The 21427-nt window shown below is 40.5% G+C and carries 17 protein-coding genes, 2 pseudogenes and 1 CRISPR repeat array; of the genes and pseudogenes, 15 read left to right on the forward strand and 4 right to left on the reverse strand.

Annotated elements, in window-relative coordinates; all coding sequences use genetic code 11:
* Positions 1 to 339 precede the first annotated feature (339 nt).
* Positions 340 to 1083, forward strand: coding sequence for an MIP/aquaporin family protein (locus SRRS_RS03710; RefSeq protein ID WP_371366348.1), 744 nt, complete (start codon positions 340 to 342; stop codon positions 1081 to 1083).
* A gap of 246 nt (positions 1084 to 1329) precedes the next feature.
* Here SRRS_RS03710 and SRRS_RS03715 read toward each other — a convergent pair whose 3' ends face one another.
* Positions 1330 to 2559: an ATP-binding protein gene (locus tag SRRS_RS03715; RefSeq protein ID WP_371366350.1), complete on the reverse strand. Its 1230-nt coding sequence runs from the start codon at positions 2557 to 2559 to the stop codon at positions 1330 to 1332.
* 112 nt (positions 2560 to 2671) lie between these two features.
* Between SRRS_RS03715 and SRRS_RS03720 the strand changes: the two are divergent.
* A pseudogene (locus SRRS_RS03720) lies at positions 2672 to 2782 on the forward strand (transposase); the annotation flags it as partial.
* Positions 2783 to 2842: 60 nt separating this feature from the next.
* Here the strand turns inward: SRRS_RS03720 and SRRS_RS03725 are convergent.
* The gene (locus SRRS_RS03725; RefSeq protein ID WP_371366351.1) at positions 2843 to 3499 is read right to left on the reverse strand and encodes a DUF6709 family protein; all 657 of its coding nucleotides are present in this window, start codon (positions 3497 to 3499) and stop codon (positions 2843 to 2845) included.
* Positions 3500 to 3962: 463 nt separating this feature from the next.
* On the opposite strand from SRRS_RS03725, the gene SRRS_RS03730 reads away from it, so the two are divergent.
* Both SRRS_RS03730 and SRRS_RS03735 read left to right on the forward strand, forming a co-directional pair.
* Positions 3963 to 4298, forward strand: a complete 336-nt coding sequence (locus tag SRRS_RS03730) for an AbrB/MazE/SpoVT family DNA-binding domain-containing protein (protein ID WP_371366353.1) — start codon at positions 3963 to 3965, stop codon at positions 4296 to 4298.
* A 304-nt stretch (positions 4299 to 4602) separates the two neighbouring features.
* Positions 4603 to 5034, forward strand: a complete 432-nt coding sequence (locus tag SRRS_RS03735) for a hypothetical protein (RefSeq protein WP_371366355.1) — start codon at positions 4603 to 4605, stop codon at positions 5032 to 5034.
* Between the two features lie 449 nt (positions 5035 to 5483).
* On the opposite strand, the gene SRRS_RS03740 is transcribed toward SRRS_RS03735, so the two are convergent.
* Both SRRS_RS03740 and SRRS_RS03745 read right to left on the reverse strand, forming a co-directional pair.
* Entirely contained in the window at positions 5484 to 6176 is a 693-nt protein-coding gene (locus tag SRRS_RS03740; protein ID WP_371366357.1) for an HIRAN domain-containing protein, read from the reverse strand.
* Positions 6177 to 6299: 123 nt separating this feature from the next.
* Positions 6300 to 7061 (reverse strand): HipA domain-containing protein, encoded by a 762-nt coding sequence (locus tag SRRS_RS03745; protein ID WP_371366359.1) that lies wholly within the window; start codon positions 7059 to 7061, stop codon positions 6300 to 6302.
* A 390-nt stretch (positions 7062 to 7451) separates the two neighbouring features.
* On the opposite strand from SRRS_RS03745, the gene SRRS_RS03750 reads away from it, so the two are divergent.
* The 11 genes and pseudogenes from SRRS_RS03750 to cas5 form a co-directional block, all read left to right on the forward strand.
* Positions 7452 to 7823, forward strand: coding sequence for an energy transducer TonB (locus tag SRRS_RS03750; protein ID WP_371366361.1), 372 nt, complete (start codon positions 7452 to 7454; stop codon positions 7821 to 7823).
* A 93-nt stretch (positions 7824 to 7916) separates the two neighbouring features.
* Positions 7917 to 8594 carry a hypothetical protein gene (locus tag SRRS_RS03755; RefSeq protein WP_371366363.1) on the forward strand — a complete coding sequence of 226 codons (678 nt, stop codon included), beginning with the start codon at positions 7917 to 7919 and terminating at the stop codon, positions 8592 to 8594.
* Between the two features lie 175 nt (positions 8595 to 8769).
* The gene (locus tag SRRS_RS03760; protein ID WP_371366365.1) at positions 8770 to 9315 is read left to right on the forward strand and encodes a hypothetical protein; all 546 of its coding nucleotides are present in this window, start codon (positions 8770 to 8772) and stop codon (positions 9313 to 9315) included.
* A 299-nt stretch (positions 9316 to 9614) separates the two neighbouring features.
* Positions 9615 to 12569 (forward strand): DEAD/DEAH box helicase, encoded by a 2955-nt coding sequence (locus tag SRRS_RS03765; protein WP_371366367.1) that lies wholly within the window; start codon positions 9615 to 9617, stop codon positions 12567 to 12569.
* Between the two features lie 390 nt (positions 12570 to 12959).
* Positions 12960 to 14045: a hypothetical protein gene (locus SRRS_RS03770; RefSeq protein ID WP_371366369.1), complete on the forward strand. Its 1086-nt coding sequence runs from the start codon at positions 12960 to 12962 to the stop codon at positions 14043 to 14045.
* The gene (locus SRRS_RS03775; RefSeq protein ID WP_371366371.1) at positions 14005 to 14382 is read left to right on the forward strand and encodes a hypothetical protein; all 378 of its coding nucleotides are present in this window, start codon (positions 14005 to 14007) and stop codon (positions 14380 to 14382) included. Before SRRS_RS03770 ends, SRRS_RS03775 begins: the two co-directional genes overlap by 41 nt.
* A 176-nt stretch (positions 14383 to 14558) precedes the next feature.
* Positions 14559 to 15464 (forward strand): restriction endonuclease, encoded by a 906-nt coding sequence (locus tag SRRS_RS03780; RefSeq protein ID WP_371369705.1) that lies wholly within the window; start codon positions 14559 to 14561, stop codon positions 15462 to 15464.
* 76 nt (positions 15465 to 15540) lie between these two features.
* Positions 15541 to 17098: a CRISPR direct-repeat array (repeat unit 30 nt; unit sequence GTTGATAGGCTACCTATAAGGATTTGAAAC).
* 133 nt (positions 17099 to 17231) lie between these two features.
* The gene (gene cas6 / locus SRRS_RS03785; protein ID WP_371366372.1) at positions 17232 to 17975 is read left to right on the forward strand and encodes a CRISPR-associated endoribonuclease Cas6; all 744 of its coding nucleotides are present in this window, start codon (positions 17232 to 17234) and stop codon (positions 17973 to 17975) included.
* Between the two features lie 330 nt (positions 17976 to 18305).
* Complete coding sequence (locus tag SRRS_RS03790) at positions 18306 to 20336, forward strand: hypothetical protein (protein WP_371366374.1); 2031 nt, start codon at positions 18306 to 18308, stop codon at positions 20334 to 20336.
* Entirely contained in the window at positions 20329 to 21279 is a 951-nt protein-coding gene (locus SRRS_RS03795) for a CRISPR-associated protein (RefSeq protein WP_371366376.1), read from the forward strand. The genes SRRS_RS03790 and SRRS_RS03795 overlap by 8 nt, the downstream gene beginning before the upstream one ends.
* 12 nt (positions 21280 to 21291) lie before the next feature.
* Positions 21292 to 21420: pseudogene (gene cas5 / locus SRRS_RS03800) on the forward strand (CRISPR-associated protein Cas5); the annotation flags it as partial.
* Positions 21421 to 21427 lie beyond the last annotated feature (7 nt).

The raw sequence follows: 21427 nt of genomic DNA on the forward strand, positions 1-21427 counted from the left end.
ATTATTCCCCGCTGCTTTCAATAATGAATTGAATTTGCAATCAAAAGGAGTCAACAGATAAGCTAAAATTCTGGAACTGGCAGATACTTGCTGCTTTTTTTACAGTTGGCATGGAACTTGCTTTTTATATTGGCAGTTATCCGGTATGGGATTCAAAAATGAATACTGGGACGAGAGATAAGAGAAGTCCGTTTATTCCCGACTTATATCTACAGATAGGTTGGGCATAAATGGACTTCTTTTTTCTAAAAACCTAATTTGGAAAGGCTGGTGAAAAACGAAAGTGTAATGGGGGATAGCAGGAAGATAGGAAAGAATAATTAAGGAGGAATGAGAATTATGTCCATGGTAGTAGCTGAATTTCTCGGTACGACGATTCTTACTTCATTTGGTTGTGGTGTGTGTGCCAACGTTAACCTGCATAAATCAAGAGCAAACATCAGCGTGTTAGGCGGCGGCTGGATTACCATCACCGCAGGCTGGGCATTTGCTGTTATGCTGGGCGCTTTTTTGAGCAACTCTCTCGGTGGTGCGGGTGAATTAAATCCGGCTCTTGTTCTATTTAAAGTACTTGCGGGGGCATATACGGTTGCGGCAGCTATTCCCATCATGATTGCCGAATTGCTTGGCGCCATGCTTGGTGCCTTTTTGGTCTGGCTGGCCTATTTACCTCACTGGGAGGTTACGGAAGACCAGGGCAATATATTAGGAAGTTTTACCTCTGGAGCCATGATTAAAAATGATATAGCTGCTTGTCTTTGCGAAATTATAGCAACTACACTGTTGTTTGTTTGTCTTACTTCCTTTGGCAGTAAATTAGTGACAGGTGCCGCGGGTTTCTCGGCTGGTTTTGGCAATTATTTGGCTGCCATGACCATTTGGGCAGTGGGCTTAAGCTTAGGCGGGCCAAGTGGATATGCTTTGAATCCTGCCCGTGATCTTGGCCCCCGCATCATGCATGCCATTCTGCCGATTACCGGCAAGGGCAGTTCCGACTGGGGCTATGCGTGGGTTCCAATCGTTGGACCGTTTATCGCTTCCTTTGTTGCCTTTGCTATCTGCCAAGCAACCGGATTAATCTAGCTTCATTCTTTTACGGTTTTTAAAATCTGACAATAATTTATATCTAAAGAGTTCTCCCAATGGAGATAAGAACCGGTAATAAGCAGTTTTGCCTATTGCCGGTTCTTATTTTAATGCATCTATGATTTTGTATTGCCGGCAAACTTTGTTGTTAATAAATAATTTATCTTAACGGCCTGAAAAACCGCGGCGTTCAACCTAAAATGCCTTTAGCCATTACAAAAGTAACGGCCAAAGGCATTTAAATTATATCCCCCAAATAGGCACAATCAAATTCTGGCTGTCAAACGCCGACAACCGATCAGTCGTACAAAGCACAGCTCCTGTTCCACGCTCTAAAGTAGCCTTGTCAATCACACCAAACACACGAGTGAGTTGCTTTTGCGGCGTGGCAGTTTTCTTGATTTCCATGGGGTATAGCTTACCGCTGTCCTCTAGGAGAATGTCAATCTCCTTAGTATCCTTATCCCGATAGTAATAAATATAGGCTGCCCAGCCGCAATTCTGATAGCTCTTGACAATCTCAGATACCACAAAATTCTCAAGAATCGCACCACTCATGGCACCGTTCATCAGGGTATCACTGTTACTCCATTTGGTCAGGTATGCCACCAACCCGCAGTCATAGAAATAGAGCTTTGGCTTGGTTACCATGCGTTTCAGCATATTGTTAGAATACGGGTGGAGATAAAAGACAATACCCAGTCGCTCTAGAATCCCCAGCCAGTTTTTGGCGGTAATCTGGTCAATCCCGGCAGCGTCAGCAATAGTCTTGTAGTTGAGCATCTGCCCGCATAGGGCAGCGGCGGCCGTAATGAAATCCATGAACTTGAGCGAATCTATGGTGCCGGAGATCTCTTTTACATCCCGGTCTATATAGGTACTGATGTAGCTGGAATAAACTATCCGATGGTCGCTATACTGTCCGCTGATGAGGGCAGGCATACCGCCTTTGAAAATACGCTCATAAAGTGCAGGCGTATCAATAGGAGTGCGCTCCTTTATTCGCTGTGACAGCTGCTCCAAATCCAGCACAAAAGGGGCATTGGCAGCACCATAGATTTCCGCCTGTGACATGGGAGCCATATGCAGCAGGCAGACACGCCCAGCCAGCGATTCCTGTATTCCCTCCATCAATTTGAATACCTGCGAACCAGTCAACCAAAAGTCACCGGCCCGTCGGTTCTGGTCAACATGTATTTTGATATAGGTAAACAGCTCCGGCGCATACTGTACCTCATCGATAAACACCGGCGGCTTGTGGATTTGCAGGAACATCTTCGGGTCGTTCTTCGCCATTTGGCGTTCCGTCAAATCGTCCAGTGTCACATACTCCCGCCCTATGTTTTCCTCCGAAGCTAGTTTTTGCAGCATGGTTGTCTTGCCAACCTGCCTTGGACCGGTGAGCAGCAATGCTGGAAACTCCTTGCTAAGACGGAGAAACGTATTCTCCATCGCTCTGTTTATATAATTCATGGAATTACCTCATCGTCTAAAATTAAAGTTTATTATATTATAGCCGAAATACATCTTGTAATCAATAAAATTTCGGCTATTATTTATGTATATTATATTTTAGACGAAATTTTTGCAATATATACCATCGAGTAGGAAACTACCTTTTGAAATCAAAGGCGTTGGGATGATGACAGCGGCCATCATCGTTAGTGAAATTGGCGATATTCGTCGGTTTCAAGCGCGAAAGAAAACGGCTCAGGGAAGGCCTATTCCGGGTGATGACATCGGCAATAGCCTGGCACTAGGAGACAACGTTATCTCCCGCCGACTCCTCGGCGGAAAGTTGTTTGTATCTTCTAACTATCAAGCCAATGCCCGCCAGAATTACAATAATGCCGCCGGCAACCATAAGCTGGACATTTCGAAATACTGTATACTGTATGACCAGCGGCTCGCCCATAGCCTTAATTTCCGCTGCCGAAAAACCGCTTTCCTTCAGGTACTCCTTGTAATACTTGACCAGCTTCGGCTCCATCGGGAGAACTTCTCCTTCTATGTATACCTTCTTTGTCGGCGGCGTACCGCCTTCTTCGGAATACCGTAATGTCTCTTCAACCAGCTGATCCATAGCAACAACCTGATCCTCGTTGGTTTTCAAGCCAATGAAGCCCTTGTCAGTTGGAATGACATAAAAACTACCCGAAGCCCGCTCCGTACTTCGACTGCCGTTTTTATATTTTGTATAGGTGGTTTGCGAAGCGAACGGCGGGAAGGCACTCACTACATTGCCTGCAACATGACTGCCTGGTTTTACCGCTTGCCCCTCCAGCAAAGCTTCAAAGCTGACCGGCGGCCGGAAAGAAGTAATAAAAGCACTGTAACTCACGCTAATGAGCGTGGCACCAACCACCAACAGCACCAGGCTAAGACGGTTTATCGCTGAAAATAAATTCCCCATTTTTTACTGCACCTCTCTTAGTAATATGATGTCGAAAAATATAAAGAGAGCAAGATGTAAGTCTTGTTTGAGTTGATGACAAGTATTTATATCATTTTACGTTTATTTCACAAGACTTAAGCCAGCTCTTACTGCCCCCTTGCTTCCCATTTTATTCCTCTAGAATACGCCACAATAAGAAAATCGAGTATTTTACCTATTTCCTTAACCGGTTTTACAAATATCGGAATTATTACAATATACTGTGTAATATGGTTAAGAAAAACAATCAACTTTATTGGCAAGGAGCATTAACTTGAAAAAATTAGCACGAATCATCTTGTTGCTGCTTGGAGCGTGCTTATTACTGCTTACTCCACGCATAATTGAGGTTGTTGATTTGCGTTTTTTTTGCTGCTTGAGCTTTCGGTGTATATTGGTATAATAAAAGTAGGAAATCTTACTTCGTACTTAGAGGTGTAATATGGAATATGACGTTGTAATGAGCAGTAAAGGACAATTCGTTTTACCTAAAGAGGTTCGGGATAAATTCAAACTTGGAGTAGGCAGTAAAGTTAAAATCATAATTGAGGGGGAGCAGATAATTTTGAAGCCCCGTACAATCTCGGACGAGTTACAAGACCTTATTCGGGCCGATATAGCAAAGGACGGAAAAATCGTGACAGAGCAGACGGTAAAAGAGTATCAGGTACAGTTAAATAAGGCATTGGATAGCTTAGTTGCCGAAGCAGAACAGGAGTATAGCAAAAAAGAATATGTTTCGCTTTCCGACTTGAAAAGAGAGAACGAAAATGTATGAATTGGTTGTACTGAATTCTGCGGCAAGGGAGTTACGTAAATTTGATAAACCTGTAAGAGACTAGGGGGCGGTGGTGGTGTCTTGATTTGAGTTGATAAGACACTACCACCGTCCCCTAGTTTTGCTTATAGGAGTTTAGAACGCCTCCACCTGCAAGAAAACTAAAATCTTGCAGGATTTTTGTATTTTTGTGGGAATTAGGTACTTAAATAATAATTTTGTAAACAAGCGTGAACCGGTGAGAGTAGGGAGGTTTTTCGTTTGGCAATGCTTTTGTCGAGATATTCTCTGAAGGAGTTGTTTCGTGAAAAGAGGTAAGAAGTTTTCTGTTTTATTATTTGTGTTAGTTTTAGCAGGAATCATTTTAAATGGGAGCGGAAGTACTACTGATGAGGCTTTTAAACCAATAATTTCTTTAAATGAAGTGAATGATTTACCCGATACGGAAATAGTAGAAAAGCTATTTATTATGGACTTAGAACATTGCAAAGATAGATCTATATTTTCGGACATAAAAATATTTGATTATAAAGATGTAGAAGTTAGAAAGGTGAATTACCCAAAAGATGATTCAATCTATAGTGTAGTATATTCTGTTAGGTCATTTAGCCCTTATTGGGAAGCAGGGAATGGACATATTGATAGTTTTGGCTGGATACTAAATAAATCTATATATGTTCGTCTTATTAAAGATAACGAGCAGCTTAGACTAAAATATATAGGTACAGGATTATAAATTTTTTAAATAAATGTAGACTGACATTTCTAGCAAATCTTTTTTTGTTTCTTCTACTTGTAATTTATGCCAAATAATACTGCTGTTGGTAATGGGTGGAAACTAAAAAGGGGTGACACTAAGGGATGATCTTGTTTTGACAACTAAATGCTCCTAAAATAAAGTGCCAAAAAAGGAATGTCCCTTAGTGTCCTCACAAACTAACCCAGCCGGATTGATAACCGTTTACTGGTTCAGTTCGCTGAGTTCAAGCTGGTTTGTGAAAAAAGTGGTTATACGGCTGCTAATCATATTGCTGAGGTCAGAAATATGATAACACTTGTCAAAGGACGCTTACAACTAATTTGCAAAAAAATCTTAACAGTACCTGCGCAAAGAATCACCTCCTAAAAATGGGCAGTAAAAAAGCACCTGAGCTTAGCAGATGCTTTAATTTAACTTAAACAAATTTATTTTTGAATTGATAGTTCTACTTGAATACATTCCAAACACATATTATCTTGATTAACTTCAATTACTTTGCAGGTAATACTTGCATTACTTTTAATTAGTTTACTAATACCTTCAGAATAATATCGTGGCAAATATCCTAAAGTTCCTTTTTCATTGGCAATTTTAACTGCATACGGATCATGCTCATTTTCCGGTTCCGGAATTAATTTTAATTCTTCGTGTAATTTTACTTCAATAGATTTATCACAAATTTCGCCTTTACAACCAAGACAAAATCCGGTACCAGCTATGAAGAATCTTCGTACTTGCTTACCTGATTCAAAATAAAATATAGGATCAATAAACTCCAATTTATCAATAGGTAATTTAGCACCGCTACTTTTTAGAAGTTTATATGAGTCATACTCTGATAATCCATACTTTTCAAGGATAGCTTCAATGCCCTTTCTTTTTGGATCAGGTAGTCTACTTGCGAATACCGGAAACAATTGGTCATTTTTATATACTGTGTTAATGTCAGGAAAAGCAATTAATAATTCAAAGCCTGCAGATATAGCTTTGTGAACCTCATAACCATATAAAAATTCAAATTGCCCATTTTTTGATAATTCTCCAACAATATATCTTCTTTTTGTTTCAGGTTCCTTCCAAACAAGCAGAAGATAATCCCTGCCTTCTTTAATAGACATTTTATGCCTCCTTTCCTTCGATAATTGTAACCATTAATTTTATCTTTTCAAGTAAAAATCGTTTTATTAATTTTTTTCTATCATTGCTCAATAAGCCTTCCGGGTAATCGGCTAATAAAGTGTCTATTGTTTCAGAAGTAACTTTTGTCCTTGTTTTTTAATAAAATCATTGACTTCACTGTGGTAGTTTATATTTATATATTTAAGTACTTCTTCATGGAGGGGCTTGTTTTTATTTTTTTCATCAAGTCTCACAATTGATTTAGATTTAGTTCGAACGAGCGAATATAGTCTCTTTAAATCATTGCCTAAATAATTTTTTACTTCTCTTTCCAATATATAGCAGCATAGGGACGAACTATTGTCATACAAAGGAGAAAATTTATAAGTCCCAGTACCCGTTTTAATAATTGCCCAGTTATTTTGGTGCCGATCTGTATTTCCAATAAGATAATCAAAAATGAGCATTCTTAGTAAATCTTGAAGCAAACCATACTTATTAATTGATTTGACTAACATATGGATTGAGTATTGTTGGTCTAAAGAACTATCATACATTTTTTCAGCACTATAATTTGGATAGTATTGATTAATAAGCGAGATTCCTTCAATAAGTTCTTCAGTATCATTATTGATCAAATAGCTCATGGAACCTTCGCGATTTTTATATAGACCAATTTCTACTTTAGCACAGGGTATTTCTAATAACGCTCCTAAATCCGATGCCAGTTTTTCTGATACATGATCCTTGGTTTCAAAATCTTTTTTAAACTTAAATAAACCTATTTGACCTATTATAGGATCTTTTAACCAAATTTTTTCACTTCTACCGCTACCTTCATGGGCCCCATCATAGATTTTCCAAGTGCTAAAGTCTTTAAACATTGATTTCCTCCAAAAAGACCCAAAATGTATAAAGCTTAAACTTCATTTTAGCACATTTATAGTTTTATTCCAATATAAAGTAGCTTATCGTGCCAATATCCCTTTCTCCTCGTACATACTAGATGGGATACCGGTCTACTTACCCCCTTGCATGATCTTCCCCTGCAAGAAATCAAAATCTTGCAGGATTTTTGTATTTTTGTAGGAATTAGGTAATTAATAATAATTTGTAAACAAGCGTGAAATGGTGAGCGTAGGGAGGTTTTTCGTTTGGCAATGCCAACTTATGAAGATATTATGTTGCCATTTTTGAAGCGGCTGTCAGATGGGTAAGTCCACAATTCCCTTCGGGGTCCCTATTGTCATGCTATAATACATTGGAGGGGTAAAATGAGGAAAATAATAATATTTACAGTATTGTTTCTTTTTACATTTGGGCTTGTCTATGCAAATGATAATACTACTAACTCTGATAGGAACAGCCAGAAAAAACAACCTGTACTTCTTTACAGTATCAATCCTGAGTATCCATCGGAAGCTAGGGCAAATCATTTAGAAGGGGACGTATTATTGAGAATAACAATATCGGTCGAAGGAAAAGTATCTAATGTAGAAGTTGCTGAAAGTTCCGGTCATGATATTCTTGATGAAGCAGCAGTAAATGCCGTAAGCAAATGGCGTTTTATTCCAGCAAGAGCAGATAATGGTCAAACAATTGTCTCTGCTGTGGATATTCCGATAGTATTTAGATTAATGGGTTAAGACGTTAATGAGCTTTACAAAAATTCATAAAATAGACAAAAAATATATAAAATGGTATAATATTCATGATATTTTTGATTAATGGAGGTTTATATGAAAAAGAAAATCGTAGGTATTGTTGCAGGTTTATCATTGGTTACTTCTCTTGCTTGTGCTGCACCGCTTAATGACTTTTCACAAGGAAAAGTAGCTATTGATATTTCTGCAAGACCAAGTGGTGACATTAAAGTAAGTGATAGTATTGGCAGTGAAACTTATGATGCTAAAACGAATTGGGAATATGGGTTAACGGTTGGCTTAGGTAATAAATTTGCCTTTGAATATAAAAATTTCAACCCTAAATCCAAGGATTACAATACTATACTGGGAACCGCTAATGGAAAATTAAATACTCAAGAGTTTAATATCCTTTACAAAGCAGATGATAATTTCACGATTTTTACTGGGTTTAATAAAGTAAAATCATCATATGATATTGCTGGTCATGACTTAGATGGAGATTCTAAAACAAACTGGCAAATAGGTGTAACTGGGCAAACTAAACTAAGTGATAAAATCACGGGATATGCTACGGTTGCTACCGGTAGAGATAGTAATGCATGGAAAATTGGTGCAGCATATGCTATTGATAAAAACCTAGATTTTAATTTGTTTTACGCTCAGAACAGATATGACAAGGTAAAATATAATAATGTCATTGCCGCAGGATTTGGTAATGATGCAGACTATACAATTAAAGGCATGGGGTATGGGGTAACATACAAATTCTAAATTTATGTTTTTTAAGAGGTAACGTAATTGTTATCTCTTTTTTATAGGAGTTCCTGCAAAATGTTTTTACAATTTGCAGGAACTTTGTCTTTTTATGGTAAATTAATTATTTGAAACGGGGAAGGTTTTGCGCATTCAGAAGAATTGAATGAGCCTTCTTGGAAGGAGTAGTACAATGAAGAACATCCTGCCAATACCAACGCATCTTAAGCATATACTTATTCCCAAGGGTGAAAATGACGAATTTGAGATAACCGGCGATATTAGATGTGATTGCGGAAATGACGAATTTACAATCAATTTTATTGGGGATTATCAAAATGGTATCGTAACGTTATGCGAGTATGAGGGTGTTTTTTATTTAGTTATAAAGTGCAAATGCCAAAAATGTGGCAAACTTCATCTGATTTTTGATAGCAACCTGCATGGTTGGGATGGATTTGTTTGCAGTGATGAGAGTGGATTAATTGGATCTGATAGTTTTCCAGTGGAAGAAAAACTATGGTCGTGTCCACAATGCACTAATGATTCTCATAAAGTTTCCGTAGCTATTTCTTCCCAAGGGCAGGCAGACTTTATTGCTGAGGTTTTAGAAAATAGTGAGGATACCAGATTTGTTGAAGATGACTGGGTAAATGCTTTTGAGTGGATAACCATTAGTTTAAAATGCTTAAGATGCGGCTTTGAAGATAAAAAATGGATTGATTATGAAACCATGTAAATGGCATACAATCCAGCTAACTAAACTTTTGTCACTATATTAAGTTGACAGGTCTTTCACATACTTGTGTTTGGGTGACACTAAGGGACGTTCCTGTTTTGGCAACTAAAATGCTCCTATAAAAAAAGGTAACACCTGCTAAATTTGGTGTGAATTTGGCAGGTGTTTTATGGTGTTATAACAAATATCTTATAGAAGCCTGGTGTATGATTATTTGCGAAAGTCTTTGAGAAATTGAGGAGAAATGTATTTGATATGTTTAAAAATAACCTGGGATTTTTATATTTAAGGAGAATTAGATGAAGCGTAGAACACAAGAGATTACGAAATATTTTAGAAGTGCTGTATCCGCTCAGGCTAATATGGGTGTTGATTTTAAGGTGGACAACTATCATATTATTAACCTGGAAGAACTGCTGCGGGGTGAGGTTACTGCGGCTATTTGCGAAGAAATTTTTGTAGATGCTCAGAAAAATACCTCTAATGATGAAGACGAAGCCAGAAAAAAATCTTCGCTTCATGTCATCATTTGTGCAAAAACTATCAAAACAATATTTGATGCAAATAGTAAAGTACAGGATGAAATAGAAGAATTAACGGGACTGTTTTACATCCCGGCAGTACTTGAGAAGGATGGCAAGCTAAAATTTGATGATGGGGATAAGAAGCTTCCCTGGTTTCCCAGAGAATATTTACAGCCAATGATTGAGCCTAAACTTGCCATAGGGGATGCTGACTCACTTGACAAGTTTATGAGTAATCATGTGGACCAGATTGAGAAGATTCAGTCCTGGTCGGATTATGTGGCGTTTTTCCAAGAACTTTATGAATCTGTAACAGATTCCAAGTTTGAACAAAAGACCATTCGGAATTTGGATGCCAAAGAACCGTACTTTGAGCTGGAAAATAATATGTATGTTTTTCTGGACAAGACGGTAATTGCGACCTACCATATATTAAACTTGTATAATTATCTACAGGAAAATGATCAGCCTAATGCGCTGTACGAAAACTTTGTATCGACCAAGGTGGAAGCTACTGTTCCGCTTTTCGACAATACTTTGGCGACCATGCAGAGCCATTGCGGACAAATGGGCGGAAAGTATCCTTTATCCCCGTCACAGCGAGAAGTCGTGAACCATTTTAATGCTATGCGTGACGGTGATATACTCGCGGTCAATGGCCCGCCGGGAACTGGTAAAACCACCTTGCTTCAATCCATTGTTGCCGATATGTATGTTAAACGGGCAATCAACAAAGAGAAAGCACCGCTTATAATTGCGGCATCCACTAATAATCAGGCAGTAACTAATATTATTGATTCTTTCGGGAAAATCGAACCTACAGGGATAGCCAATTTAGAAGAAAGATGGATTGAAGGAGTCAAAAGTTTTGCCGTTTATTTTCCATCAGCGAGAAAAGAAAAGGAGTCAAAAGAAAAGGGGTACCAATATACCAACCAAAAAGGTGAATTTTTCGTTGCGGATGTTGACAACAAAGAGAATATTGAGAAGTCCAGAACTAGGCTAGTCAAAAGCTGTAATGAATACTTTCGCAGTAAATACCAAGATATTAGTGCCTGTCAGAATAAACTGCACGAGGAGTTACTATTTGTTGAAAAGAGTAAAGATACGTTGCTGTCCTTGGCACATGAATTTGTCCCTTACAGTTTAGACGAAGAAGATATAAATAATTGCATTCGCAGTTTAGAAGCTCAAATCGAAGAGCGGAAAACACTTATCGCAAAGCTTCGACAGCGCGTGCGCGAATGGGAGCAATGCTATCAAAAGATTCCTTTTCTCTATAGGCTTCTAAACTTTATCAAGAGCTTTTCGAAAAAAATTCAAACGGAGTTTCGTTTATTTATAAACAATGAAGAACTGGGCTTTATAAACGAGTATATGAGTTTGGATGAGATTAAAGAAAAATATAGCCTGCGGCTTATTGATTTCAATACCATACTTTCTGAAGTTGAAAAGAAGAAAAAAGCAGTGGAAGAAATCAAAAAACAATATGACGACATGTTGACGCAGTTGCAACAACATCATATCATTCTACATAAAAATGATGAAGACAAAAAATATAAACTCCAGTTGGACTACATTAATAATTTAATCGATGAAAAGATCCGGTATGTGGAATTTTGGCTGGCAGTTCATTATTTTGAATGCCGGTGGGTCAGAGGGGAAGACACACTGTCTGAGCAGCAGAAGGGAAGAAACTTCAAGAATGTATTAGAACAGTTTTATAACCGGCTGAGTATGCTGGCACCATGCTTGGTTATGACTTTTTTCATGTTACCGAAACAGTTTTTAGCCTATGGGGATCAAAAAAAGTTTTATCTATATGACTACATTGATTTGCTGATTGTGGATGAATCCGGACAGGTTTCCCCGGAAATTGCCGCCGGTGCTTTTTCCCTGGCGAAAAGGGCTATAGTTGTTGGTGACATTTATCAGATAGAACCGGTATGGAGTGTGAACCGGGCACTGGACAAAGCGTTAGCGATGGCAAATGGGGCGATAAAAGAATTAGAGGAATTTGCTTTGCTGGAACAGACCGGACTGAACACTTCCAATTCCAGTGTCATGAAAGTGGCTGCCAAATGCTGTAAATATGAGAAGTTTGATGACAGAGGATTGTTCCTTAGCGAGCATCGCCGCTGTTATAATGAAATAATAGAGTATTGCAATGAACTGATCTACAAAGGTAACCTTCAGCCCATGAGAGGAAAGGGAAAGCAGGACAAGAAGCTGGCCATACCACAATGGCCGCAAATGGGATTTAAACAAATCGATTCAGATAATTCAATAAGGAAAGGCAGCAGCCGGCTAAACAAATTGGAAGCAGAGCAGATCGTTGCGTGGCTGAAAAATAACTTTAGTTTTATTGAAGCAGCATATCCTGATGAAAAGAAAAAGGAAAACCTAGTTGGAATTATTACTCCGTTTAAGGCTCAGGTTAAATGCATAGAGGCGGAACTGAAAAAACAGATGCCCCAGCATTATTCGTTCATCAGCGTTGGTACGATACATACCTTTCAGGGAGCAGACCGTAATATTATCATTTTGTCTACGGTATATGGGAAACTGGATGGCTGTTTCTTTATTGATGCAAACAAGAGCCTGATGAATGTCGCAGTGTCCCGTGCCAAAGATAACTTTTTTGTGTTCGGAGATATCAATTGTTTGAAAGACGTACTAAACAGCGCAAGCGGACTGCTTAAGAAGTGTGTTGATTCCGGCGTGCTATAGTAGTAGCTGCTAGGGAGGTTAAAGGAGGTAATAAAGCCTATCGGATTTATCGACCTTAATTAAGTCAAACTTATAGGCTGAGAAATAGTGACTAAGCAAATCAAAAAACAGACGAGAAGCCGTTAAGGTTTCTCGTCTGTTTCTTTTTTTGCGTAAGCGAATGTCACATTCTATGTATGTGGTTTTCAAAAAGCTTAGTTGGACTCTTTGAGTCTTCCGATTAAATACTATCTTAGAATACCAAAATTTTTGTTATTTGTATTAATTTGGAAGGACATTGTATTTATGTGGCAAATATTACAGAATGAGGGAAGGGATTTATTAGAATGATCACGGTTTATGCAAAGCTGTTTATATAAAACAAATTTTAACATATTGGGAGGAGAGAAGATGCCAGGCAAATTTAGCTTAATGTTGTTTTCTTCATGTAATCTAAACGATCCCTTTTTTGATTCGCTGAAAGGTGACTATCCTGAGTTTTCTCAATGGTTTACGGGTAAAGCTATTTCTAGAGATTCAGCTTATGTATTTCGTGATAATGACAATTTAGTCCACGCTTTTATGTATCTAAAAAGCGAAGAAGAAGATATTCAGCTTACTACCGGTATACTACCAAAAATATCTAGAATAAAAATAGGGACTTTAAAACTAAGTGAGTCAATATACGGACAGCGTATGGGAGAAGGCGCATTAGGTACAGCGCTGTGGCGTTGGCAGGAATCAAACTCAAATCAAATTTACTTGACTGTTTTTCCTAGACATACTACATTAATTGAGCTAATAACTAAATTTGGCTTCGGCGTTGTAGGCGAAAATAAGAGAGGAGAGCTTGTATTTTTAAAAGATAAACAAAATCTCGATCTCTCTTCTCCATTTAAAGCTTTTCCCTATCTTTTGCCTAATTTTGAGAAAGCGGGATATTTACCTATTAACCAAGATTTCCATGACACTTTGTTTCCCTACTCAGAGCTTTATAATACTAATCAAGAGGCCGAGGAAATCGCTGCTGCTAATGGTATAACCAAAGTTTTTCTTGCGTCTCCGTTATCACAAATGCACCATCGTCCTGGAGAGCCAGTTATTGTTTATCGAAAGTATATGGGTACTGGTAAAATATATAAATCGGTGGCAACATCATACTGTACTCTAACAAAAGTAATTCCCATTAACCTAAACAATTCACATAAACTTAGTAGGGCTGAGTTTTTAGAATTAGCTGCAAATAAAACAGTTTTCTCTAGAGAACAACTGCAGGACTTTTATTTGACAAAAAAGAATCTTATTCTATTAGAAATGGTTTATAATGGCTTTTTTGGTAAAGGGAAAAATGTAAACTATAAAACACTTTCTGAATCAGGTCTTTTTCAAGGTTACCCATATAATATCCAATTGACTCCGGAAAACTTGGTTACTATATTTAGGTTAGGTGGTAAAAATGCAACAAATCTTATTGCCAATAAATCCAGAACACATTAATAACATTTTTCAAGGTACAAAAAGGTATGAGTTTAGAAAAACACGCTGTCGTCAATCTAATGTTGAAAAATTAATTATGTATGCAACATCTCCAGTTATGATGGTAGTGGGAGAAGCTGTGATTGATGAAATAATTGTGGATGAGCCTTCAAGGGTATGGGAAAAAACTCAAGACTATGCAGGAATAAATGAGGATTTCTTTTACAGTTATTTTGAAGGAAAATGCCAAGCTGTTGCTTATAAGTTATCAAAAGTCATTAAGTATAAAAATCCTTTGACGCTAAGTGATTTTGGGATAAACTTTACTCCGCAATCATTAGTGTATGTAAAAAACTAATAGTTTTAAGACGTTAAATAAGCTTAAAAAGAGCACCTTAACAATCGCGATGAACTTCGACGTTTCCGCCTGCGAGAAAAGTAAAATCTTGCAGGATTTTTGTATTTTTGTGGGAATTAGGTACTTAATAATAATTTGTAAACAAGCGTGAGCGTTGGGAGGTTTTTCGTTTGGCAATGCCAACTTATGAAGATATTATGTTGCCGTTTTTGAAGCGGCTGTCAGATGGACAAGTACATTCTTTGCAAGAATTACGTCAGGTATTGGCGGATGAACTGCAGTTAACCGAAGAAGAACGGACCAGACAATTACCTTCGGGTTTGCAGTCTATATTCTACAATCGTTTAGGTTGGGCGCGGACGCATTTAAAGAAGGCTATGTTGATTGAAGCAATCGCATCAGGCCGGTTTCAAATTACCGAACGCGGGCGGAAAGTGCTGCAAACTAACCCCAGCCGGATTGATAATCGGTTGCTAACTCAGTTTGCTGAGTTTAAGGAATTTAAATCGCATTACCAGGTCAAAGCGGATCAAACGGAAACGGAAGATAGCGGAGAAGCCGATAAAACACCGAGTGAAATGATCCATAGCTACTATCAGGAACTTCGGAATACGTTGGCGGAAGACTTATTGCAACAAATTTCCGATCGTTCCCCGGCATTTTTTGAACATTTGGTGCTGGATCTATTACTCAAAATGGGTTATGGCGGTTCCCGGGAAGATGCCGCCCAGGTAGTAGGAAAATCAGGTGATGAAGGGATTGACGGCATCATCAAAGAAGACCGGCTTGGTCTTGATGTCATTTATGTACAGGCCAAACGCTGGAAAAATTCAGTCGGCAGCCCGGAAATACAAGGATTTATCGGTGCCCTGCAACTGAAGGGGGCCCATAAAGGAATCTTTATCACTACCTCCACCTTTACCCAAGCAGCCAAAGAAATAGCGGCGAGAGTGGGCACCCGCATCGTGCTGATCGATGGCTTGCAACTGGCTCAGTTGATGATTGACTATGGTGTAGGTGTAGCAACGGAGACTGTGTATGAAATTAAACGAATTGATTCGGATTATTTTATAGAAGAGTAATTTTCCGCTGATGTGATAAGAAGATATTCAACAAAAATGGAACGGAGTAAGAAAAAGGAAACAGTAGAACCGTCCCGTTGTATTCTTCCCTATAAGGATTTGAAACCTTTTCCCGGCTCCCGTCGCCCCGCCTATGAGCATATGTTGATAGGCTACCTATAAGGATTTGAAACTCAAAATGCTGACGGCGGTATCTATGGACGTGGCGCGTTGATAGGCTACCTATAAGGATTTGAAACACGGATTTGCCTCGCTAATGCAATAGGCGTATCTATGTTGATAGGCTACCTATAAGGATTTGAAACCTTGTATATGGTAGTGATGCTCATGGATTTCCTGCGGTGTTGATAGGCTACCTATAAGGATTTGAAACTCATAAAAAATAGCCTCGTTCAAATCCGAGACTATGTTGATAGGCTACCTATAAGGATTTGAAACCTGATCCCATCCATTAGCACCAAAGACCAAAATAGCGTTGATAGGCTACCTATAAGGATTTGAAACACCAGACATAATGTTATTACTGCCGGGGTAATGATGTTGATAGGCTACCTATAAGGATTTGAAACTTGTAGTAATCCTGGACTTTCTTTTCTTTCCATTCGTTGTTGATAGGCTACCTATAAGGATTTGAAACGTACAAAATCAACGTTGTTTTGGCCTTGTCCACCTCGTTGATAGGCTACCTATAAGGATTTGAAACCTTTATGGCGATACCTTCTATGGCATCAGTGTTTCTAACGTTGATAGGCTACCTATAAGGATTTGAAACTCTGTGTAATCCCGGCCACTTTCCAAGGCTTTTAGAACGTTGATAGGCTACCTATAAGGATTTGAAACCCTATTTGGTCTCGGGCAATTAACTGCGTTCTACGATGTTGATAGGCTACCTATAAGGATTTGAAACCACACTGAGGGCAAGATTATCCCATTTAGCCCGATTGTTGATAGGCTACCTATAAGGATTTGAAACCTTCTTATAGCTGTCGATAAAATCTTTAGCCTCTTGGTTGATAGGCTACCTATAAGGATTTGAAACTTCTAGAAAAGACCTCGGCCAAATCTTTCGCAACATGTTGATAGGCTACCTATAAGGATTTGAAACCGAGTCAACTAGATTACCGTGAGTATTGCCTCAACGTTGATAGGCTACCTATAAGGATTTGAAACGTAGACCTTCCCAGTGTCAGTATGTACGGATATGGGTTGATAGGCTACCTATAAGGATTTGAAACGCTTTCTTTAGGTCTATGGTTTTAATCGCCTGCTCCGTTGATAGGCTACCTATAAGGATTTGAAACATTGCTTTGGTCAACTCGGTCAAAGATTGATTGGCACGTTGATAGGCTACCTATAAGGATTTGAAACATTGATACCGGCGCACTCAGACAGGCGATAACGTATGTTGATAGGCTACCTATAAGGATTTGAAACTATATTTTATTAAAGGACTGGCAATTTTTATTCCTAGTTGATAGGCTACCTATAAGGATTTGAAACCATGGATTACGTTTCTTGCCCTCTCATCGGGGTCTTGGTTGATAGGCTACCTATAAGGATTTGAAACTTCTGAGAGAGGAACTTACGAACCTTCTCAAGAAATGGTTGATAGGCTACCTATAAGGAATCGAAATCTGTGACTGTGGCACAGGATAGCATTTTAGCCTACCTGTAAGGGGCGAACCCTTCACAGATGCCATTGCTTTTAGTTTTCTAGCAGAATTAGAAAAGGCCGCTCCGCAGTGCAGTGGCATAGGGGGACAAGCTATGCATTTGGATATCTATTTTCGTATTGCCGATGGAAAAGGGCTGGTTTTGCCGGTCAGTTACAATTACCTTGTGCAAAGTGCATTATATCATTCCCTTGATATAGATCTGGCCGAGTTTCTGCATGAAAAAGGCTATAGGAATGGCAGCCGGACATTTAAGTTGTTTAGTTTTTCGCTGCTACAAGGACCTTATCGCATGGACAAGGTTAAAAAGACAATCGAATTTGACAAAGAGGTCAAACTGACGATTTCCTCGCCGCTTCCCGATTTCTGCCAGTCGCTGGTCACTGTGCTGATGACTAGGGGCAGCATGCGGCTGGGATCGCAAAATGTGATGATCGAAAAGGTGAAAACCCGCCAATTAACGGTTAACGGGGAAAGGGCGGTTGTCAGAACCTTGTCACCGGCGGTACTTTACAGCACAATGCTCCGGCCTAATGAGCGAAAATATACTGTTTATTTTCAGCCTGGGGAGTCGGATTATGGGCGTTTGTTCAATGAAAATCTTCACAAAAAATACGGTGCACTGTTCGGCGGCGATTCACCGGAGGGTACTGTCGACGTTAAGCCTCTGGGATTGCAAAAGATGAAGCTGATTGTCTATAAGGAGACGATCATTAAAGCCTATGCCGGCACGCTGGTATTGAATGGCCCGCAGCCATTGCTGCAACTGGCAGTGGATACTGGTATCGGCGGCAAGAACAGCCAGGGGTTTGGCTGTGTCGAACTGACAGGAAGGTAAGGCAGAAAAGATTGGCCGTTTATGGAGTATTGAATATCAGTGAAGAGATATCTGGAAGTTAAGGTTGTTAATGATCGGGTTCTATGAAATCTGTGTCAAGCCGATGGAATCGTACGAATTTTTAGATGATATAAAGAAGTAAAATAGGAAATTTTCTGTTAAATTTGTAGATTTATGCAGGAAATGGAAATGATTGGTCGAAATAGGGTAAGGATGTGCAAGCGCATCCTTACCCTATTTTAGCTCCTTTTAGGTAGACTAGCTCTGCTGTAAGATGAAATATACTAAAAGACAAAGTTTATAAAGTTTTAACTTTCAGGAGGTGAAGCAATGCTTGCCGAATCCATCATTCGTATAGGCCGGCCGATCAAAAACGGGAACATGCCTTGTAGAGAAAAAATTGCGCTGCTTACGGACAACCTCAGCCCAAACTGCAAGAACTTTTTCCGCCATGTGCTTTTAGTAGAAGTGGCTGAGACGGAACTTCGCCTTCAACAAATGGAGTTAGGCAATGTCGTGAAACCCGAGAAGAACAAAGAAGACTTTGAGGTTTACGGCAAGAAAAGCACGGCATTTCCTATTTTTTACCCCAACGGCGGCAATCCGCTGCATGCGCAGGGAGTTTATGCCTTGCCTTGTTATTTGTTGTATGATCCGCATATTAAAGCATTAGGAACTGTGGAAGAGTTTAAGAAAGAATTTTTTCTGCCACGGCTGCAGTCTACCTTGCATTATAGAGAGTGGCCGGCGGCGAAAAGGGAATTGCTGGCGGACCGGGTTGCCGCCTTGTTGGCAGCCAAAGCAGCCGAACTGATTACTGAGGAGAAGCAGTTGGGCATCCTGATGCTCTATGATGCGACGCTGCCGGTATTCCAACAGCGAGCAGAATGCCTGGATAACGACGCCAATTTGCTGCTGATCGGCGAGAGCCAACTGTATCCCGGAAACTACCTGTACATTGACGGTGAGAAAACACTGAAGAATATCGGTCTGGCCAAGTTTTACGAAGCGGCCGAACTAGGCAAAGAGCAGAATGCGGTTTCCACCTTTACGAACCGCGTTGAAGATGAGGTCGTTTCTATTTACAATAAATCCTGGCTGTGGTTGTCGCCCACCTGGGACATGCCTCGCTCTATTTATTGGGCGGATAATGAGTGGACGAAAGGCATCAAGATTGATGCGGAAAGCTATGCTTCTTATCTTTACGGCGTAAACTTTTTAAAGGAAATTCAGGTGCCGGTTTCCAGCGCTGTGCTGAAGGAAATGTTCGCCCCGGTTACCAGCGTGGAAGCCAAAAAGAATATGAAAACATCCAGTTTTGAGGCAATTTACGGCATACCGATGGTTTTGCCGCTCACGGACGGCGATTCGCAGCAGCGTTTTGCCAAATATCGTCGCATGTTGCAAAAAGAGGATAAAAAGCAAAGCGACAGCGATCTTCACCTGGAGGTACTGGCCGGACTGACCAGAAAAATTATTCCTGAATTCAGTGATGAGCACCGGCTGACGATACTGTATTACTCCGGCGATTTGTCCCGCGGCAATATGCATATCCGGGCAATGATTGAGGATGTAATACCCAGCGTAGCCAGCCGGATTGAAAAGATAGTAGAAGCGCTTGTCAGGGATGAAACAGGTGAAATACAGGATGCCTTTAGTGTTCCAAGAACTGATGTTTATAAGACGAAGACCCTGCCGGCTTTGCTTGCCAATGCCTTTGGTCCGGGTTATACCTGGGAAACGTTACAGGCGGTTCTTCACAAAGAACCGCTGCGGACTCACCGGCTGCGGTTGACGACGGCCCGTCGGCTGAATGAATTGGCGAATAAGGAAGAATACTGGCAAATGGCGCAGGAACTGGTTTTTTTCTACAGTTTTTTATACTTTTTGCAGCGTTATGAAGCGGAGATTTTAGAGAAGCAGGGAGGAGTGAGCATATTGGCGGATTGGAATGATTTTCGATCGTTATATGGTCAGGGCAAGCTGGAGTTGAAGCATTTGGCATCAGTCGAGCAGTTGGGTTTCGCGGCGGGACTGCTGCTTAAACAATTTTCTAATTCTTATTATCAAAAAACCGGCAAGGATTTTGTCAAACAGCGGGTGATGAAATTCGGCAGCAAGCTGACGCCGGAAATGATCTGGAAGAATGGCCTGTTGCGCTGCGAAGAACTGGCGCAACAATGGAGTATGAAGCTGGCGGCGAATTTCCGGCCGGTGATGGCGGAGACTTTGCTTGGCCTCCTTGCATGTCAGGAAAAATTGGTTCCGGAGAAGGACGCGTTTATGACCGCTTTCTGGTCCGGATACCTGCTTTATAAAACCGATAAAAAGAATGAAAATGGAGGCAGCGACAATGAATAGCAGTGAAATCGTCTTTGTTAAATCGGTAAAGGACGGCATCCCCAACCGCGATCCCTTAAATGACAGCGATGCCAGACGGCTGTTTCCGGAGGAAGACGGCCGTATTTCCCTGAGCGATGTCAGCATCAAGCGGGATGTGCGCGATTTTATTATCGCTTATGAACCAAATGGCGGTGCGGCGCAGAAAAATCATATTTTTGTTCAGGAAAAGGTCAATGACAAGGGAAAGCTCTTAGGGCGGGGCAGTTTAGCAGAAGAGATTGCCAAAAGCGTCGGTGAGGAGAAAAAGGCTAAAGATGACATGAAGAGTGTGCTGAAAGCGCATTGTTTTGATGTACGCATATTCGGAATTGTTTATTCGGTCAAACCGAAGTTTAACCTGACCGGTCCGGTACAGTTCGGCTGGGCGCATTCGTTGCATCCGGTCGATACTCAGTATGTACAGGGGACGGTGGTGATGCCTAGTTCCGATTCCAACGATGAGGGTGAAGGAAAGACCCAGGGGACGATCTGGACAACCTACACGCTGCCGTTTGCCGTGTTCGCCATGCCGGCGGTAATTAACGCTAAGGCAGCGGAGCATTCGGGAATGACGGAAGAGGATCAGGAATTGCTGTTGCGAGCTTTGTGGCAGGGGACGCAGCACCGCCAAGCCAGAGGCCGGGGTCAGCAGCAGCCGTTAATTATGGTGCATATTGAGTATAGCGATCCATTCTACCGTATTGGCTACCCGGAAGAACTGATTGCCATGTCGCCCGATGCGGCGGCCTGGAAAGCGACTGGTAAGCAGCCGTCCTCTCTGCGGGATGTTTCATTTGACTTGACTAAACTGCTGGCGGTTATGGCTGAAAAACAGGAGAAAATTGCTCGCTGCCGGATCTGGCTGCATCCCGGCGTGAACGTCAGCGGCGATATCCAACCGTTTGTTCAGCCGATATGGTAAAAGGAGAACGCCATGAGAGGAATTGCATTTGATGTCAAAGGGAGCATCGGCCACTTTCGCCGCCCGGATACGACAGCGACGCAACTGACCTATCCCTTTATTACGCCGACAGCGGCCAAGGGCCTGGTGGGTGCGATATTGGGCATTG

The sequence above is a fragment of the Sporomusa rhizae genome, from assembly GCF_041428845.1.
Taxonomy (GTDB): Bacteria; Bacillota; Negativicutes; order Sporomusales; family Sporomusaceae; genus Sporomusa; species Sporomusa rhizae.